This is a genomic window from Bacillus sp. UNCCL81 (assembly GCF_900112535.1).
Taxonomy (GTDB): domain Bacteria; phylum Bacillota; class Bacilli; order Bacillales; family Bacillaceae_G; genus Gottfriedia; species Gottfriedia luciferensis_B.
On the sequence record NZ_FOMF01000004.1, the window covers coordinates 107,925 to 125,359 of the forward strand.

Annotated in this window: 15 protein-coding genes; 4 read left to right on the forward strand and 11 right to left on the reverse strand. The window is 31.3% G+C overall.

Annotation, left to right across the window (positions count from 1 at the left end; genetic code table 11):
- Positions 1-245: 245 nt before the first annotated feature.
- Complete coding sequence (locus tag BM319_RS10105) at positions 246-1,244, reverse strand: NAD(P)H-dependent flavin oxidoreductase (protein WP_091022415.1); 999 nt, start codon at positions 1,242-1,244, stop codon at positions 246-248.
- Positions 1,245-1,716: 472 nt separating this feature from the next.
- Between BM319_RS10105 and BM319_RS10110 the strand changes: the two genes are divergently transcribed.
- On the forward strand, positions 1,717-3,165 hold the full coding sequence (locus BM319_RS10110; protein ID WP_091022841.1) for a L,D-transpeptidase family protein: 1,449 nt from the start codon (positions 1,717-1,719) through the stop codon (positions 3,163-3,165).
- A 57-nt stretch (positions 3,166-3,222) separates the two neighbouring features.
- Here BM319_RS10110 and BM319_RS10115 read toward each other — a convergent pair whose 3' ends face one another.
- The 4 genes from BM319_RS10115 to BM319_RS10130 form a co-directional block, all read right to left on the reverse strand.
- Entirely contained in the window at positions 3,223-4,206 is a 984-nt protein-coding gene (locus BM319_RS10115; RefSeq protein WP_091022417.1) for a LysM peptidoglycan-binding and 3D domain-containing protein, read from the reverse strand.
- A 453-nt stretch (positions 4,207-4,659) separates the two neighbouring features.
- On the reverse strand, positions 4,660-5,634 hold the full coding sequence (locus tag BM319_RS10120) for an LCP family protein (RefSeq protein WP_091022420.1): 975 nt from the start codon (positions 5,632-5,634) through the stop codon (positions 4,660-4,662).
- Between the two features lie 281 nt (positions 5,635-5,915).
- A complete protein-coding gene (locus BM319_RS10125) occupies positions 5,916-6,350 on the reverse strand; it encodes a DUF6526 family protein (RefSeq protein WP_091022422.1) in 435 nt (144 codons plus the stop codon).
- A gap of 109 nt (positions 6,351-6,459) precedes the next feature.
- Complete coding sequence (locus BM319_RS10130) at positions 6,460-7,071, reverse strand: vWA domain-containing protein (protein WP_091022424.1); 612 nt, start codon at positions 7,069-7,071, stop codon at positions 6,460-6,462.
- Between the two features lie 98 nt (positions 7,072-7,169).
- Between BM319_RS10130 and BM319_RS10135 the strand changes: the two genes are divergently transcribed.
- A complete protein-coding gene (locus BM319_RS10135) occupies positions 7,170-7,664 on the forward strand; it encodes a hypothetical protein (protein ID WP_091022426.1) in 495 nt (164 codons plus the stop codon).
- Positions 7,665-7,735: 71 nt separating this feature from the next.
- Here BM319_RS10135 and BM319_RS10140 read toward each other — a convergent pair whose 3' ends face one another.
- The 4 genes from BM319_RS10140 to BM319_RS10155 form a co-directional block, all read right to left on the reverse strand.
- On the reverse strand, positions 7,736-8,851 hold the full coding sequence (locus BM319_RS10140) for a GGDEF domain-containing protein (protein ID WP_091022428.1): 1,116 nt from the start codon (positions 8,849-8,851) through the stop codon (positions 7,736-7,738).
- Between the two features lie 256 nt (positions 8,852-9,107).
- Positions 9,108-10,190: a Ger(x)C family spore germination protein gene (locus BM319_RS10145; RefSeq protein WP_091022430.1), complete on the reverse strand. Its 1,083-nt coding sequence runs from the start codon at positions 10,188-10,190 to the stop codon at positions 9,108-9,110.
- The gene (locus BM319_RS10150; RefSeq protein ID WP_091022432.1) at positions 10,187-11,272 is read right to left on the reverse strand and encodes a GerAB/ArcD/ProY family transporter; all 1,086 of its coding nucleotides are present in this window, start codon (positions 11,270-11,272) and stop codon (positions 10,187-10,189) included. The genes BM319_RS10145 and BM319_RS10150 overlap by 4 nt, the downstream gene beginning before the upstream one ends.
- A gap of 18 nt (positions 11,273-11,290) precedes the next feature.
- The gene (locus tag BM319_RS10155) at positions 11,291-12,778 is read right to left on the reverse strand and encodes a spore germination protein (RefSeq protein WP_091022434.1); all 1,488 of its coding nucleotides are present in this window, start codon (positions 12,776-12,778) and stop codon (positions 11,291-11,293) included.
- Positions 12,779-13,051: 273 nt separating this feature from the next.
- Here BM319_RS10155 and BM319_RS10160 point away from each other — a divergent pair, with 273 nt between their 5' ends.
- Complete coding sequence (locus tag BM319_RS10160) at positions 13,052-13,699, forward strand: GntR family transcriptional regulator (RefSeq protein WP_091022436.1); 648 nt, start codon at positions 13,052-13,054, stop codon at positions 13,697-13,699.
- 374 nt (positions 13,700-14,073) lie between these two features.
- Positions 14,074-14,712: a GntR family transcriptional regulator gene (locus BM319_RS10165; protein WP_175495591.1), complete on the forward strand. Its 639-nt coding sequence runs from the start codon at positions 14,074-14,076 to the stop codon at positions 14,710-14,712.
- A gap of 612 nt (positions 14,713-15,324) precedes the next feature.
- On the opposite strand, the gene BM319_RS10170 is transcribed toward BM319_RS10165, so the two are convergent.
- Together BM319_RS10170 and BM319_RS10175 are read right to left on the reverse strand one after the other, a co-directional pair.
- Entirely contained in the window at positions 15,325-16,278 is a 954-nt protein-coding gene (locus tag BM319_RS10170; protein ID WP_069034243.1) for an ABC transporter permease, read from the reverse strand.
- Positions 16,279-16,344: 66 nt separating this feature from the next.
- Complete coding sequence (locus BM319_RS10175) at positions 16,345-17,241, reverse strand: ABC transporter ATP-binding protein (protein ID WP_069034244.1); 897 nt, start codon at positions 17,239-17,241, stop codon at positions 16,345-16,347.
- Between the last annotated feature and the right edge of the window lie 194 nt (positions 17,242-17,435).

Here is a 17,435-nt window from a genome sequence, read left to right on the forward strand (position 1 = left end):
CTTTTTCCATAAAAAAATCCACCATGAAATACACATACCCAATAAATAGGTTTAATGTCTTCATGGTGGAATAGTTTATTAGCAAATCGTACTAACATACCAATCCATTTTTTTGTTTACTATATTGATAGAGTCATAACATCTCCCATACTATGATTCCATCTCAATAAATTAATTATAATCTTAAAATGATAATTAAACAATAGATTCACGATATGAAAGTAAAACGCTTACAAATGTATACTTTATTTATTAACAGTTGATTTTAACTTCTCAGCATTTCGATTCAGTTTTTCTACTGCCTCAACATATTCTTCTTCCAGCTCATCTATAATGTCAGCAATTGAACTGATTTTTGTAATTGCCCCAACACCGTGACCAGCAGACCATATTTCTTTCCAAGCCTTTGCACTGGATTCATTTTTCATTCCATCGAAATCGACTTTATCTTTCTTTTTCAATGTTTCAGGATCAAGGCCAGCTTTCACAATGCTAGGAATTAACATATTCGCTTTAACGCCAGAGATTGCATCAGTTAATACGATATCATCTTGCGTTGCATCAACTAACATTTGACGGTATTCATCATTTGCTAAGCTTTCCTTCGCAACAATGAATCGTGTTCCCATATAAGCTAAATCAGCGCCCGCAGCTTGTGCAGCCAAAATACTCTTACCAGTTGAAATCCCACCTGCTAACACAATAATGCCGTCCCAGAACGTACGAACACTATCAACAAACGCAAATCCATTTAAATTTCCAGCATGACCACCAGCACCTGATGCAACTAAAATTAGTCCATCTACACCAGCCTCTGCTGCTTTTTTAGCAAACTTCATATCACTAACATCTGAGAATACTAGTCCACCATAACTATGTACAAGATCAACCACTACTTTTGGAGAACCTAATGAAGTAATAACAAGCTCAGGCTTATGTTTTTTCAACAGCTCAAGTTCTTCCTGTAATCTACTATAAGAGCTATGAACGACCATATTCATTGCCCATGGTGCAATTTTACGCTCCGGCTCATTTGCACGTGCTAAAGCAAGATGATTATTTAATTGCCCCATCCATTGATCAAGCACCTCAATTGGGCGAGCATTCGGTGCTGGAAAAGACCCAATTACACCATTTAAACACGCTGCCTCTACTAGCTCAGGACCAGAAACTAAAAACATCGGTGCAGAAATAGCTGGCACCCTCAGTTGACTCCACCATTTTTCAGGAATTTGTTTACTCATTTACATGTCCCTCTTTTCTTTGCGGAATATTCAGATTATTAATAATGATACATTAGTAAACTATTATTTTCAACACTGTCTCTGTAAAAATGCTTTTTGAAGGCTATTCGTAATAGCCGGGCTACTTAACTTGATATACAAATATAATTTTTCGAATAATAAATAACTAGTCTATAAAGCTCAATACATTAATAGATTCGTAAATTTAACAATCTTATACTTCAATAGAAGATAGAAAAATATTATTAGAATTACAGTGAACGATAATATAATTAATTTAAACTTTTTAGTCCGATCCTTTCTCTTAACCCGTTCAAAATAAAAAAAGGGAAAAATTTCTTAATCTGAACAAATTGTGACAAAGTTCGACCGAAGAAAATTGTAGAATAGTCACATATAAGTAAATAATGTAATATAATTGTAATATTCTAATCTAAATTTCAGTAAACATTGATAGATGGACTACTTGGTTATGGGAGGAATTGTTTTGGAAAGTACTTTAAATGTTAAAGGAAATAATATTCAACGGGGAAGATCATTTAAACGGTCCTTGCCCTGGCATTTCATTTTGATTGGCATCATTATTATTATTACGCTTATCATTGTGTTCAGCTATCGAGCTAACCATTTTAATGCTCAAATCAAGGTAAACGGCATAAATTTAGGTGGTCTGAATGCTAACGAGGCACTAAAAAAATTACAAACTAGTGAACTTAAAAACATCGTTTATGTGGGCGACCAGAAAATCTTGGATGGAAAAGATACAAAGATGAGCTTTACGGAAAATGATCTACCGGCCATTAAAAAAATAGTAAAAAACCAACGGACGTTTTTTCCTTCTTCAAAAGAAAAAAATTATTCTTTAATGCCGAGTAAGCGAGATGAAGATCAAATTCACACAATGAAAAAACAGATTGAAGATAAGCTCCTCACTCTTAATAAGAGCTTAAAAGCACCAAAAGATGCGACTGTTCAATTGAAGCAAGGTAAAATTATTGTCTCTAAAAGCATTAGCGGTGAGCAATATGATATCGACCGTCTATTAAAAGACTATAATGGACAAGGATATACGAGTATAATCCGTCTAAATCCTGTATACATACAACCAATCAAAGAAGACAATCAAATTGTGAAAAATGAAAAGAATAAACTGCAAGAGCTACTAGGGCGTACAGTTCAATATAAGGTTCAAGATAAAGTTTATTCTTTAAATGCGGCTGAATTAATTCAAAACGCCTCTGTGTCAAAAGATATGAAAATTACGATCGACTCTAGTAATCTTAAAAACAAAATTGCTGAAATAAATAATTCTCAATCTACATTAAATAAAAATTTTACATTTAAGACACATTCAGGATCTGTCATTTCAGTTAAAGGAGAAGGCTATGGCTGGGCATTAGATGCTGAAAAAGAATCAACACTAGTTCAACAGGCTTTTGAAACAGGAAAAAAATCTATCTCTCCTACTCATATTATCGGAAATGGCTGGAACAATGAAGGTTATGGATATAATACGACCACAAACAATGGAATTGGCGATACATATGCTGAAGTCTCGATTGCCGAACAGCGTATTTGGCTTTACAAAAATGGCAAATTGGTTATCACAACGAATGTTGTTACTGGTAAACACATCACCGGTGAAGATACTTCAAAAGGAGTTTGGTATATTCTTTTTAAACGAACACCATCGACCCTCAGGGGCTCACATGTCGGTCTTGGTTCTTATGAAGTTAAGGTCGATTATTGGGCACCATTCACAAACAGCGGACAAGGATTCCACGATGCTAGCTGGAGAAGCAACTGGTCAAGCAATGCCTATCTGACTGCAGGATCTGGTGGCTGCGTTAACACTCCACCTAGTCTAATGAAAACCGTATATGATAATCTCAGCACGTATGAGCCAGTAGTCATCTACTAATAAATAGCATAATAAAAACACTGAAACCCTATGTACCGTTTCAGTGTTTTTTTATGTTTAGTCTAAGATCGTTACTTTCACTTGTTTTCTTCCAAAATTAATCGCATCTTGTTTATTTGGAATAAATACATCAATTCGATTTCCCTTGATGGCACCACCAGTATCTCCGGCTATTGCTACTCCATAACCTTCTACATTCACTTTACTTCCAAGTGGGATGACACTTGGATCAACTGAAATGACTTTTGTATTTGGATTCTTTTTTAAGTCAATTCCAGTTGCTGTAATGCCAGAACACCCATTACAAGAAGCTGTATAGGCAGATGCTTCCATTATTATTACTTTTGATCCAGCCGAATCTTTTGTTTTAGATTCGCTTTCTTTTGCTGTTGATGCATCAGCTTTTGTTACCGGTACACTTTCTTTTGCTGCTGGTACACTCTCTTTTGTTGTTGGTGTACTTTCTTTAGGTGTTGGTACACTCTCTTTTGTTGTTGGTGTACTTTCCTTTGTTGTTGATGCACTTTCCTTTGTTGCTGGTACAATTTCCTTTGTTTTAGTAGCATCTTCTCTTGATGCCGATGCAATCTTTGGAGATTCTTGTACTGACTTCACTGTTGAAGTAGTTTTAGAATTTGTTGCAATTATATTTGTCATTTTTGATTGAGCTATATTTTTTACGCCTTCAAAAATGACTAAGTTTAATCCAGGTTGAATTAGATCCGTATGTATATTGTTCCATTCTTGAATTTGCGATACTGTTACATCATGATTTTGTGCAATATCCCATAATGTATCACCTTTTTTTACTTCATAATGTTTTTCTGATGCAATGATAAGTTTATCACCAGGATGAATTAAGTCTGAAGTAATCCCGTTTAACATTTTAGTATTTTCAACGGTGGCATTATTCGCACGTGATAGATCCCACAAAGTATCCCCTTTTTTTACTTCAACGGTAGCAGCTTGCACATTAGCACTTACAGATACTGAGAGTGCAGCAGCTGCTAAAATGGTTGTAACTTTAATTTTGTTAATCATTTCTTTTTCCCCTCCATGTTCCTTTATTTGCTAATTTTTACTAATCGTAACATAGATTTTTCTCAAAAAAGTAACAGGGAGATGATAAATCATTTCCTTTCATCGCATGTTTATTACAGGTGTTTAACTAAAATTACTGAGCAAACAGCAAAAAAACGGGCTTTTTCTCAAACTCTTTTCAAAGTAAATAGCCCATATTACTCGGTATATAGCCCTTCCTTTTATTCTTTACTGACTATTACAAAATCTGACGAAGGAAATTACATAGATTACAATAGATAAACAATTTCAACAATGCGATTTTTCTTTGAGGGCTCTGTTAGAGTAGATTGTTGATATTCTTATCAAGTAAATTGTTATTTAGTTAAACATGAATATTAAAATAAAAAGGAAAAGAGATAAATGAGATGCTTACTCATTTACCTCTTTTTTTAAAATTAATGATACATGCACTTATTTTGATTTAATTGAATTAGCTGGTGATTTATCAAGCTCAAGATGATTTCTCAAACTTTTTGTTATTGCATTTACGCTAGTTTGATCCGGCATATAATAGTAAATTCTGTTAATATAATCGTCTTTTCCTTCCAATTTTAATGTCGTGATGTTTTTAGGATTAGCTTCTTTCATGTCATTGAATAAGTATAAGCCTTCAGACAAGCTCATATTTGTTTTGACATTTTCACTAAATACACTTGCATATTTATCTATTTTAAATAATGTTTTCGGAGACTTTAATTTATCGATAATTGCCAGCATAGCTTGTTGTTGACGTTCTTCACGTCCAAAATCGCCACGTGGATCGCGCTTTCTCATTCGAGCATAGGCTAAAGCTTCTGTTCCATTTAGATGTTGATTTCCTTTTTTGAAGTAAACTTTATAACGTGGTTTAGTATCCGAATATTGCCAAAAATCAAATGGAACATCAACATCAATTCCACCAATCTCATCGACAATATTTTTAAAACCACCAAAATCTACAGTAACATAATAGTCGATTGGGACATGCAAAAAGTTTTCTACTGTATTTACAGTTGATTGAAGACCACTGTTATATGCACCATTAATTTTAGATTTTCTTTTTTGATCTGGAATTTCCACGTATGTATCACGAGGAATACTCATTTTTTGTATTGTTTTATCTTTGGGATTAACAGTTACTAATATGATGGAATCAGTTCTACCACCTTTCCCCTTTGTTGCGTAGTTTTCGATTCCAAGAAATAAAATGGAAAAAGGTTGAGTATTTTTTATTTCTTGTTTACGCAAACTTGAGTGAAGAACTTCCCCCTGGGTAGCATTCTGTAATTTATAATATGTTCTTATACCCTTATATCCAATAAATGCGATAAGAATTAGAACGATCAATAGCAATATTCTAAGAGACTTTCTTTTTGTTTTTCTGATTTTATTTCTCTGTTCTGTCATTTGTTTAGCAAGAGCTCCTTTAGAGATATTTGTATGAGGCCATTAATTTGACTGATAATATTTAAAGCATTGCTTATAAGTAGAGAATTGACTAAGAGTTATTCAGCATATTTAGTATTTCAAGGCAATGATTATTTTATATCCATATTGTTAGCGGCATTAGGGGAATTTATTATATTTAATAGGTAACAAATTTTTTTGCTGGTATTGTTACTCGAACTTTATAGACTAATTCCCCTCGAAACAAGAAAAAGGACCTAAAATAGGTCCCCTGCACAAAATTAAACGCGATACTCATCCGCTCGCCAATTTTTAATATTTTGTTTAATCTCTTTCGAACTCAGTCCTTCATTTACCGCTTTTTCACTTAACGCTACAAATTCTTCATCACTTGCAAATCGTAATGCAATGATTTGCCCCATTGTTAATTGAGGATTTAAAGGTTTTCCAGTTAGTGTAAAATGGCGAAAATTTTCTTCCATTCGAATGACACGGTCTTGTACTTTGTTGGAATATAGTCTTGTTAGAAAAAACGATACAACTAATAAAAGCGAAGTAACTAAAATCAAGACTGCTAACCAAATATGATCGCTATTCTTTATTGCGCTGCATAGGTTAACGATTGAACCAATGATTGTGATTAACGCTAATGGTGCTCCAAAAAAGTGGAAAACTGGATGATATCTAACGTGATGATCTAAGCTTTGCGGTTTCATATGTACATCTCTCCTCTAAAATTGTTTTATGTCCCTATTCTAACATTATTATTCTTACTACTTATTTATCATTAAAGAATTTTTATTTACAATAAAAAAATCTAATAAGTCAAAAAGACTTACTAGATTTGAATTTATAATATATCCTTTTTTCAGACACAGCCTCGCTTATTACACTATACATATTTTCAACACCTTCATTAGAAGATTCAAAAGTATAAGCATTTTCTTCTAAAATTCCTAGGCTGCTGGCTTCTTTTGCTACATCTATATTTGCTCCCATGAATATAAATTCCCAATTATACTTTTCTTGTTGGTGATGGATAAGATGTTTGACTTTACTATACGTAAATTCAACACTCGCATTCTCTAACCCATCAGTAGTAATAACAAAAATCACTTTACCAGGTCTTTCCATCTCGTTACATAAAGACAATCTGTTGCCTACATTTAAAATGGTTTTACCTACCGCATCTAGAAGTGCAGTAGTTCCCCTTACAAAGTACTCTTTATCTGTTAATTTTACTTTACGTGCATCTTTCCCATCCCATAATACTTCATACTGATCGTCAAAAAGTACTGTTGTTACATTCGTTTCTCCATCAAAACTACTTTGTTTTTTCATAAATGCGTTAAATCCACCGATCGTATCACTTTCAAGCCCTGCCATTGAACCACTTCTATCTATTAAAAATATAATTTCTGTTTTATTCTTGTTCATTCTAAATCAGCCCCTTCATTCTTGATGTTATAATAATAACTGAATTAATTAGTAGGTAGGTCGCCTTAAAAGAGACATTTTGGAATGGGGAATTTAAAATGCTTAACCAAGAATTTTTGATTGAATTACAACAATATGTAAAACGTCATTTAGATGAAGTAAAAATAGAAGAATTACATTTTAGTAAAAATGAAATGTTTGCTGCTGAGCCTTTAGAAAATATAGAAATTGAAGCATTTATTAAAAATAAACTGAAGCCCACATTTAGAGAGCTCCTATTTAACTTTATTGATCAAAAAAATGTCAGTGATCCATTAGTTTATAAAAAGGCAGGAATTGACCGAAAACACTTTTCAAAAATCCGCTCCATTCCTAATTATCTTCCAAAGAAAAATACAATCATTGCTTTATCATTAGCACTTGAACTAGATAAAATTGAAACGAACGAACTCTTAAGTTCTGCTGGCTATACATTATCAGACAGTGATTTAAATGATTTAGTCATAAAATTTTTCTTAGAGAACAACGTTTATGATATTGATTTAGTCAACGAAGCATTGAACCACTTTAATTTAGATCCACTAATAAAATAAAGCAGCAAAATAAATAAAAAAACATCTTAAATCACCTTTTTCTGAAGTGATTAATAGATGTTTTTTATATTTTAGTAACTCACTTGATCTCTTCCATTATGCTTTGATTTGTATAATGCCTGGTCAGCTTGCTTTACTAATTTTAAATAATCTTGTTCAGTTTCAGCAATCAATGATGCTACACCAATACTTAATGTAACTAGTTTTTTCTCTGATTGCTCATGTTCAATCTTTAACTTTTTTATATTTTTACATAATCGATTAGCTATTTTAAGTGCATCATTCAGATCAGATTTCGGTAATAAAATTGAGAATTCCTCTCCACCATACCGTGCAACAATACCTGATTCGCTTGTCGTCTCTAATTGCAAATTAGTTGCTACTTTTCTTAAGCATTCATCACCTTTTGGGTGACCATATAAATCGTTATATTTTTTAAAATGATCTACGTCAATCATTAATAATGTCATAGGTATTGATGATTCATAGGATTTTGAACATCCATTTAAAAGTTGTTTTTCAAAGTATCTACGGTTATATAATCCAGTTAGACTGTCAACATTTGCGATATTTTCCATTTTCTTTAATTTTATTTCTGTATTGCGTGTTTTATAGGCTATAAAGTAACTTAAGAATAATGCTGGAACAAACATTAAAATCCAAAACCCAATCGTTTGTAGTAGCCTTCCTAATACAATGTCACCAATCGGTTTTAGCATCCATTTATCGATTAAATAAAAACCGATACATCTATACAGAATAATAATTGTAGTCAAAATAAGTATTCTCTTTTTTTCATCCCATTTTTGATAATTCATATAAAATCCCAAAAATAAAACAATCAAAAGCAAAAGAGAATCAATTAGATAAACATAATTCAATCCCTTAATAAAATAAAAAGCAATAATATCGAAGAAAAACATTGTCACTAAGGTGATATTCCCAAAAAAGATTGCTGCAATTTCCATTCCAAGAGCTCTAATTTGAATATTTGTTCCATGATCCGTGATAATCGGAAAATTTATTAATACAATCGTTAATAAACTCAATAGAATCCCGATAAAAAATTCTTGAAATTTCGATTTCCCTGCAAACTTTTGTCTTGCTTCCCCCCATAAGATGGAAGAGGTTAAATAAAAAAAACTAATGATGATTGTATGGGTTATGAAAATATTTTTTAAAAGCATAATCCCCTCCAGGAATTATCTTAAAATAAATATGATTATTTATAAATTATTAAAGAAACTGATCTATGGATTAAATTATCTTATACTTAACTTTTCCGTAATATTATTTTAACATACTTACTCAATCGTTTGTATACAATTTTTATACAATGTTCTTAATTAAAAAAGACGTCTATCTGTCTAACAATGACCTTAAGACGTCCTTTTTTAGTTCCATTCACGTTTTAATAGTTCTTCTATTCATTCGAAACATGATCTATTCAACAATTCCTGTATGAAGTATATCTAAATTAACCTTTACTTTAATTTTTGCACTCGAATACTGTTTCTCCCATTTTTTTTCATCAAATTCCCTGTAATGTGCTTCTAATTTTGAGCCGAAACCAATTGGATCAACATTATTTTTTTGAAGGAGTGATATAAGCTCTTTTGCATCTTTTTCAATATCCCTTTCAATTGCTTTACTTATTTGTTTAATATGTTTAGGAAGTACTATTGGTTTATCACCAGTATATTCTTGAATTCTGGCATTCATCTTCATATGAATTGTAAACTCTGGTTTTCCTTTTTTGATTTTGATATCATATTTACTTTTAGATTTTATATTATCAATTGCTACATAATCTCCATCAATTTTGAACTGATGTAATCCTTGTTTATAATTTTCTTTCATCCCTTTAAATATGAAAGCATATTTCCAAGGAATAATTGTTATAAGTTTATCTCTTTTGAAAGTTGCAATGCCATTTAATTTAATCTTGTCATTCACTATTTTTAACACCGGTAAATACGGATCCTGCCCTACTTCAAAATATTGATAGAGAAATGTCGAGAAATCGGTATAGGGAAAAGGTCCAGTCTCTGAATTGTGTATAAGGAGATCGTATAGATATAAAGCTATGTTTTCATCTTTATACTGTTTTAATGAAAGTAAATCACTTGTTTCACCATCAACTATAGCTAATTGTATGATATTCCCAACGGCTGGGTCCCGATTAAACGTATCAATAATTGGAAAAAAACCTTTTTTGGCTAAGTCCAGACTAAATGTAACAACTCGCATCTGACCTGACATTAACCGATACCTCATTTGACTATCTAATCTTTCCCTCACTTTTTTTATTGATTCTCCATTTGCAGAAGACACTTTAAATTCGATCTGTCCAGAAGGTCGAAACACAGGAAAAACAACAGTCCCTTTCAGTTGTTTCGGTTTTGGAAGGTCGAACCCAGCTGCTCCAATAATATTTAGTTCATTAACATTCGCAGACGGTACAAGTGCACAGCCATTTAAAGATAATGCAATACAAATAATAAAAAATAGAAGATATTTTTTCATTTTGCTTTCCCAGACTTCATTATCATAAATAGGATTGAAAAAAGTGGTATATAAACATAAAAAATGTAAAGTGCAATTCTACTTGTATAATCTGTAAATGCATTAATTTGATATCGAGTTTCAAGTAATTGACAAACGATAAAACTAATTACACTAATCAATATTAATGTATACTTTTGCTTCCATTTAAAAATTAATTTTAAGCCTCTGCTTGAGCTCCATAATAATAGAGCTAAAATTGAAATAACCTTTATTAAAAAACTGGAAATTAGTATATATTCAAATCTTTCTAAAAATGGAAAACGAATTAATTTAGCTATATAGAGTCTCGCCCAGATTACATGTGCAATTTGTTTTTCACTTAATAGTAAAAAAGTTGTAAAAGCCGATAAAGTGAAGACTAAAGTTGAAAAAGCGATTCCCCATTGAGCATACTTTTGAGAAGAATTTCCATTACGAATAAATGGAAAAACCATTAGTAATATTTCAAATCCCGCCATTGTATAGATTGATTTTTTTGCAGACAATAACAAATCTTTAAACGAATGATCAAGAATAGGTAAAATATTATCCATATGAATATATTTATGTGGCAAATGAAATAGCAAAGCATATAGCACTGCCGTAAAGATTCCAGATAGAAACGCAATCCCAACTACTACACGAAACCCACCTGATACAATATAGTAGCATAATAATAAAATGATACTCGATAATAGCCACGTTGATATAGACGGAAACATCCAAACTTGAACGATTTCAATATATAATCTTAAAACAGATATTGCTAAAATTAGATAATAGATTAGAATAACTAAACTTAAGATTGATCCGATAATATTACCAAAAAATTGCTTATGCGCATCAATAATATCTCCTTGTGCCTTCGATAACATTTTATACATAATCCATACAACTGCGTTAACAAAGAGCCCAGCAATTATGACACTGATCCATGCATCATAACCAGCATCTTGTGCGATGAGTCGTTGAAACCCTAAAACACCTACGCCTATTTGAGAGCTTGTAATAATAAAAAATAGGAGATACGGTGAAACTTGTTGTCTTCTATACGATGCCATTAATAAACCTCTCCTTTTTTATTCATCAAAATCACTCGGTGGACCAGGTCTTTTTATATCATTGGTTGCACGAAAAAGTGTAGCTGGTCTTAAATTCGTAGGTCTTTTTTTCTGCTTTGAAAATGGTAATCTGATCCATAAATCATTAAATGCCGTTTTCCTAAACGGATAAGTTCCAATATAGGGTCTTCCTAAAGAGGTTAATCGAAGCAAATGCGTCATTAAATAGATAAAGCCCATAAAAATCCCTAAAAGTCCAATTAGCTGAGCCATTATGATGACTGGAAACTTTATAAATCGAATCGTATTGTTAAATTTATAGATTGCAGATGTGTAGGATGCAAGTGTACCAAGTCCTACTAAGATTAAGAGAATATTACTCGTAAGCTTAGCTTCTACAACAGCTTGCCCAATTACAATACCACCAACAATACCAAGCGTTTGTCCAATTTTTGATGGTAATCGGAGTCCAGCTTCCTTTACTAGCTCGATCGTAATTTCTAAAAATAACACTTCAAAAATTGGAGGAAACGGTACAGATGCTCTAGATATGACTAATGATTCAAGTAAGCGAGGTGGAATTAGCTCATAATGATAAGTCAAAACTGCAACATAAAAAGGCGTTATAAATATCGAAAGTGCAAAACCGAATATTCTTAGTAAACGGAAAAATGTAGCAAGTTCCCAATTGACATAATAGTCTTCCATCGCGATAAAAGTCTCATCTATTAAAGCAGGAGTCAAAAGAACATTTGGAGAACCGTCAACAACAATGGCGATTTTCCCTTCAGTTAAACCTCCGATTGTACGATCAAGCCTTTCAGTTGGAATCGATTGTGGAAAAATAGAATGCGTGTTATCACCAATCATAGACGAAATAAATGAACTGTCCGGAATATGATCATATTGGATATCTTTTATCCTCTGTGTAACTGTATTAACATTTTCATCATCAGCAATTCCACTTATATAGATAACAGCAACATTCGTCTTTGATAGCTTCCCAACTACCAATTCCTCGACATAAAGATCAGAAATTGGTAATTTATTTCGAATTAAATTGATGTTTACATCCAAATCTTCTACAAATCCAACCTGCGGACCTAAAGTAGTAGCTTCCATTATAGGAGGACCAATCGTTCTGGAAACATTATTCGATATATTAACAAGTAAACAATCAGTTATATTCTCACCATACTGAATTACCATATAACCTTTTAGCAATTTACTTTTGATTTTAGAACTATCTGAAGTAATCGTAAGTTGTTGAACTGGAAGTTGAGACATCAAATCTTCAAGAGTATAATTCTTTGTCAAATATGGAAGTATTTGATCATGCATGATCTCAGACCTAATTAATGTTCGGTAAAAATAGATACTATAGTAACTATCATTCTGAAGATCACTTGAAGTTTTAAATTTAATAAAATCATTTGATTTCGATAATTCATCAATCCAATTTTCTTTTGAGGAATCTTTTTTCATACCATCTTTATAAGTTCTCATACCATTCCCCTAATTTGATTTTATTTTATGATTTGAAATGGGGTTGGAAATTATTCTAATTAATGGAAAAAAATACATCGTTTAACTAATTGAACATTTTTAAATTCAGATAATATTCGACCTACTAATACTAAAATACACCTATATTCCTTTATCAAAAATTGAATTATTTTTTTCTATAGCTTATCAATTGGATTTTTAATGTATACTATTAAGGATTAAATAAGAAGATCTTTTATGAATCAGTTAATACATTTATAGTAGGAGAATAAAATGGCAAAAGAGAAAACTTTAGAACAAATTGCATATGAAAAATTAAAAAGTTTGATCCTTTCAGGTGAGTATCAAACTGGTATGCATTTGAAGGAAACTGCACTTGTATCTGAACTACAAATGAGCAGAACACCGATTAGAAGAGCACTTGGAAGGCTTGTATCTGAAGGGTTGTTATCACATAATAACTTTCATGGAACGACTGTTACATATACTCATTTTACTTTACATGAAATTATAAATATGATTGAAATTCAATGGTGCTTTGCTGTATTTTGTGTAGAAAAATCCCAAAGGAAGCATACTCCATTTAATGTCAAACTACTTAGAGAAATGACTACCTCTATGGAAAAAGCATACAACGGGGATGATGCCTACAATTATCACCGAGCGTTGACAGAGTTTTATAAAACATTTTTACTAAATTCTCAAAATAATTTAATCATCGAAATGCTTGATAATCTATGGAAGAGATTTACTGAAGAAGCAACGTCATCGAATGTATTTAATGTAAGAAAAAATAGAATTCCACATACATTAGATTTATATAATTCTCTTATTGATCGTGTGGAAAAATCTGAATTTGATAAAGCAACTGAAATCTTAACTCAACTGAAAGAAGAAGCATTTATGGATTTAATGTTCTAATATGAATGCAATAAAAACATCTAAAGCTTTTAAGGCTTTAGATGTTTTTTTATTGATTATCGATAATTAACTAATAAAGTTATTTTTGTATACAATTTTTATACTCAAATCAATATAAATTTAACATACCTACTTCAGTATTCTTTAAACACCAGCCTACTTCACATATCATTTGATTCATTCAATTAGATATTTCCCTTTATTACCAAATAATTGAATCAATTATTTTTCTATACTATTTAGTCAATTTTATTGTATACTTTTTGTATAATATTAGTTCTATTGATTTGTAAGTATAATGAGTGCATTTATAAAAAATCCCACTCAGTTTAGCTGGAATTAAAATAACACTAGAAAGTAGGATGGTGAAATACTTGCCAAATAATATAACACTAGAACAAAAAGCATATGAAGAAATCAAAAAATTTATCATACAAGGTAAATATTCCCCTGGAACATATTTAACTGAAGCATCACTTGTAAATGATTTGAACATGAGTAGAACCCCTATCCGAAGGGCGCTTGTCAAATTGGAATCAAGTGGTTTAGTTAAACATTTTAAAAACCAAGGCTCAATGGTGCAAAATATTCAAATTACATTGATGGATATCGTTAATTTTTTTGAATGTCGATTATTTTTAGGCATTGGAAGCATTGAAAAAGCTAAAAGGAAAATGCTTGATTTTCCAATTTATGAAATGTATGAATGTACTCAGTTATTGAAAAATGCGGTTGCTGATGATGATCATGATTTATATTACTTAGAAGCTAATCGTTATCATAATCTTATTTTACAAACGAGCCAAAATGATTTATTAATGGAAACAATCGGAGCTTTACAAAATAAATTTGAGATTATTGCAAGTAAATATTATTCCTATAGAAGAAGTTCTGTTGAAAATCATATTAAGCAGTATGAAGAATTAACTAAATTTTTTGAAGAAAAAGAGTATGACCAAGCATTGAAACTGTACAATGAAATCATGAAAGAAAAAATACAATCATTATTTTAGAAATAAAAAAACCTTATTCATAAATTAGAATAAGGTTTTTTTTGCTGTTGAAAAAAGAAATAACAACGAAATAAGAATGTCTTGTTGATTTCCACTACGGGTTGCTCGCTTTCCATGGGGCATGAGCTGAGCCTCCTCGTTCCTGCGGGGTCTCACCCTTCCTGCATCTCCCATAGGAGTCGAACATCCCTTCGTTCCAATCAACTCTTCAAATATAAAAATTAATCTTTAAATCATTAGAATAATCATTATATAAAAAATACTGTTTTATTGACTAAATATATCTAAAAGTCAAATTCAATTTCTACTAATGCAACTTTACATTTGCAATTAAAGTAATCGCCTTTTTGACTTTACTTTTTAAAATGAGCGTATTCATTACTTTTACATTGATTTTTGAAAGAAGTCTTAAATAATTTTCATAGAAATCATTATTTAAACAATTAAGAACGTAAAAAATAATATTTAATCAACGGGTATTAGAAACTTCTGCATACTTTTTATATTGACTCCTATATCTTTCAATACATTGAAAAAACCTTATTCATAAATCAGAATAAGGCTTTTGTTTTTTTATTGATTTTAGTACTTAAAAAAGAACACTCTAACAACTTAAGCTGTTACATCTCGTTTTGAAAATACAACTATTGATAATCCTAGGAAAATAACAAAATAGACTAATAGCATAATTACTGAGAATGTCATTGTCATGCCTTCAACTGGTGGAGTGCCATTAACGTACTGCATTAAGTTTGTATTGGCAAATAAGATAAACTTTGTCCAGTCAAAGAATCCCGACAAAATAACTGTTACTGTATTTCCGACTGTTAATAGTAAAATTGAGATCCCGATCGCAATTGTATTGTTCCTAAATACTGTTGACACCATAAACGCCATCGTAGCAAGCATAAATGTTTCGATAAAACTCATTACGTAAAGCTTTGCAGAATAGACAAGCCTACTTTGCTCTTCAACATGGCCATCGACATATGCTAAATATGAAGTATTCCCACTTCCTGCACCAAAAAGTACTAAACCAAGTAGATTCGAAACTAGAAATAATATAAATAACATAGCAAAACCAAATAGAATACTAGTTAAATACTTTGACATAATTATTTTTTTTCTAGAAAAAGGACGGATTAGTAATAGTTTAATCGTCCCCCAATTAAACTCACTCGCTACTATATTACCAGAAACTATAATCGTAAATAAACTTACTAATATAATTAAACTTGATGAAGTATCCATAAAAGTCCAAACATTCGTCTTCTCATCTGGTGATATATTATGGTCTATTCTATACTCATTAATTGCAATTGATCGTTCTAAAAACTGTCTTTGAGGGTCTTTATTACTTATACCTTTTAATTGTTTTTTATCTTCTGCTGTTTGTACTTGTAATGTTTGCTTCCAATTCTGATCTGCATTTTGCTCTTTTTTATGTTCATAATATTTTACAAAAGCACCAGTAGCACCAACAAGTAAAACAATAAGGGCAACCATTACAATAGTACCTGGTCTTTTAATAATCTTTATCCATTCATTTTGAATCAATTTTAACATATTCTAAGTTCCTTTCTTTTGGAAATTCTAAAGCATCAACAAACTAATGAGACTACTAAAGAGATGTTAAACATTCGTAATTTCTAAGAAACGATCTTCCAATGTTTTTGCATTTGCTTTAAATCCATATACGCGAATGCGATTTTCGACTAATAACTCAATTACATTCGGTACATCTTCTCTCGTTAATTCAATATGTATTTCTCCATCAACTAATTGCGCATTATGTTTAGATAATACTTTAAGTGCAGTTTCATTATTATTCACTTCAATTGAATACGTTTGAACATCTTCAGTTGTAAGCTCTGTTACTGTTTGTACATCTACAAGCTTACCTTGTTGAATAATACCAATTCGATCACACATCATTTCCATTTCTGCTAATAAGTGACTCGATACAATAATGGCCATGCCTTTTTTCTTCGTAAGAAGCTGCAAGTGATCTCTCATTTCTCGGATACCCGCTGGATCAAGTCCATTCGTAGGTTCATCAAGAATTAAAACCTTCGGATCATGCAATAAGCATTGAGCTAAACCAAGACGCTGTCTCATACCAAGAGAATACGTTTTAACTTTTTGACGAATAGCTCCTGTTAAACCAACAAGCTCAACAACTTCATTAATTTTCTCTTTTGTTACATTCTTATCCATTCGAGCATATTGCAGTAAATTATCATAACCACTTAGAAATTTATACAATTCTGGATTCTCTACAATTGCCCCTACATTCTTAATTGCTTCTTCAAAGTTGGACTTAATACTATGACCATTAATGACAACGTCACCTTCAGAGATATTCATCAAACCAACCATCATTCTGATCGTCGTCGTCTTACCAGCTCCATTTGGACCTAAGAATCCAAAAACTTCGCCTTCAAAAATATCAAAGCTTAAATCAGAAACAATCTTCTTCCCTTTTATTTCCTTTGATAAGTTCTTAATTTGTACAATTGCCTTTTTCATTTCGTCCTCCTTATTTCCAATATTTTCTAAATTTCTAATAATATTTTAACAAAACTAATTGAAATGCAAAACGGTCTAAAGTCTGAGTTTGTTAATAAATGACAATTACTGTTACGTAAATATGAAAAATATTACATTTTTCGTTTATTTTGTAATCTTCCCTAGAATTCTTTTTATTTTTTTGCGTTCAAATC

Excerpts from the sequence above, each read along its gene's own strand:
- BM319_RS10175 (WP_069034244.1), bottom strand. The coding sequence starts at position 17,241 with ATGAAAAAGGCAATTGTACAAATTAAGAACTTATCAAAGGAAATAAAA.
- BM319_RS10170 (WP_069034243.1), bottom strand. The coding sequence starts at position 16,278 with ATGTTAAAATTGATTCAAAATGAATGGATAAAGATTATTAAAAGACCA.
- BM319_RS10130 (WP_091022424.1), bottom strand. The coding sequence starts at position 7,071 with ATGAACAAGAATAAAACAGAAATTATATTTTTAATAGATAGAAGTGGT.
- BM319_RS10125 (WP_091022422.1), bottom strand. The coding sequence starts at position 6,350 with ATGAAACCGCAAAGCTTAGATCATCACGTTAGATATCATCCAGTTTTC.
- BM319_RS10155 (WP_091022434.1), bottom strand. The coding sequence starts at position 12,778 with ATGAGAACTTATAAAGATGGTATGAAAAAAGATTCCTCAAAAGAAAAT.
- BM319_RS10145 (WP_091022430.1), bottom strand. The coding sequence starts at position 10,190 with ATGAAAAAATATCTTCTATTTTTTATTATTTGTATTGCATTATCTTTA.
- BM319_RS10110 (WP_091022841.1), top strand. The coding sequence starts at position 1,717 with ATGGGAGGAATTGTTTTGGAAAGTACTTTAAATGTTAAAGGAAATAAT.
- BM319_RS10120 (WP_091022420.1), bottom strand. The coding sequence starts at position 5,634 with ATGACAGAACAGAGAAATAAAATCAGAAAAACAAAAAGAAAGTCTCTT.
- BM319_RS10115 (WP_091022417.1), bottom strand. The coding sequence starts at position 4,206 with ATGATTAACAAAATTAAAGTTACAACCATTTTAGCAGCTGCTGCACTC.
- BM319_RS10150 (WP_091022432.1), bottom strand. The coding sequence starts at position 11,272 with ATGGCATCGTATAGAAGACAACAAGTTTCACCGTATCTCCTATTTTTT.
- BM319_RS10160 (WP_091022436.1), top strand. The coding sequence starts at position 13,052 with ATGGCAAAAGAGAAAACTTTAGAACAAATTGCATATGAAAAATTAAAA.
- BM319_RS10105 (WP_091022415.1), bottom strand. The coding sequence starts at position 1,244 with ATGAGTAAACAAATTCCTGAAAAATGGTGGAGTCAACTGAGGGTGCCA.
- BM319_RS10135 (WP_091022426.1), top strand. The coding sequence starts at position 7,170 with ATGCTTAACCAAGAATTTTTGATTGAATTACAACAATATGTAAAACGT.
- BM319_RS10140 (WP_091022428.1), bottom strand. The coding sequence starts at position 8,851 with ATGCTTTTAAAAAATATTTTCATAACCCATACAATCATCATTAGTTTT.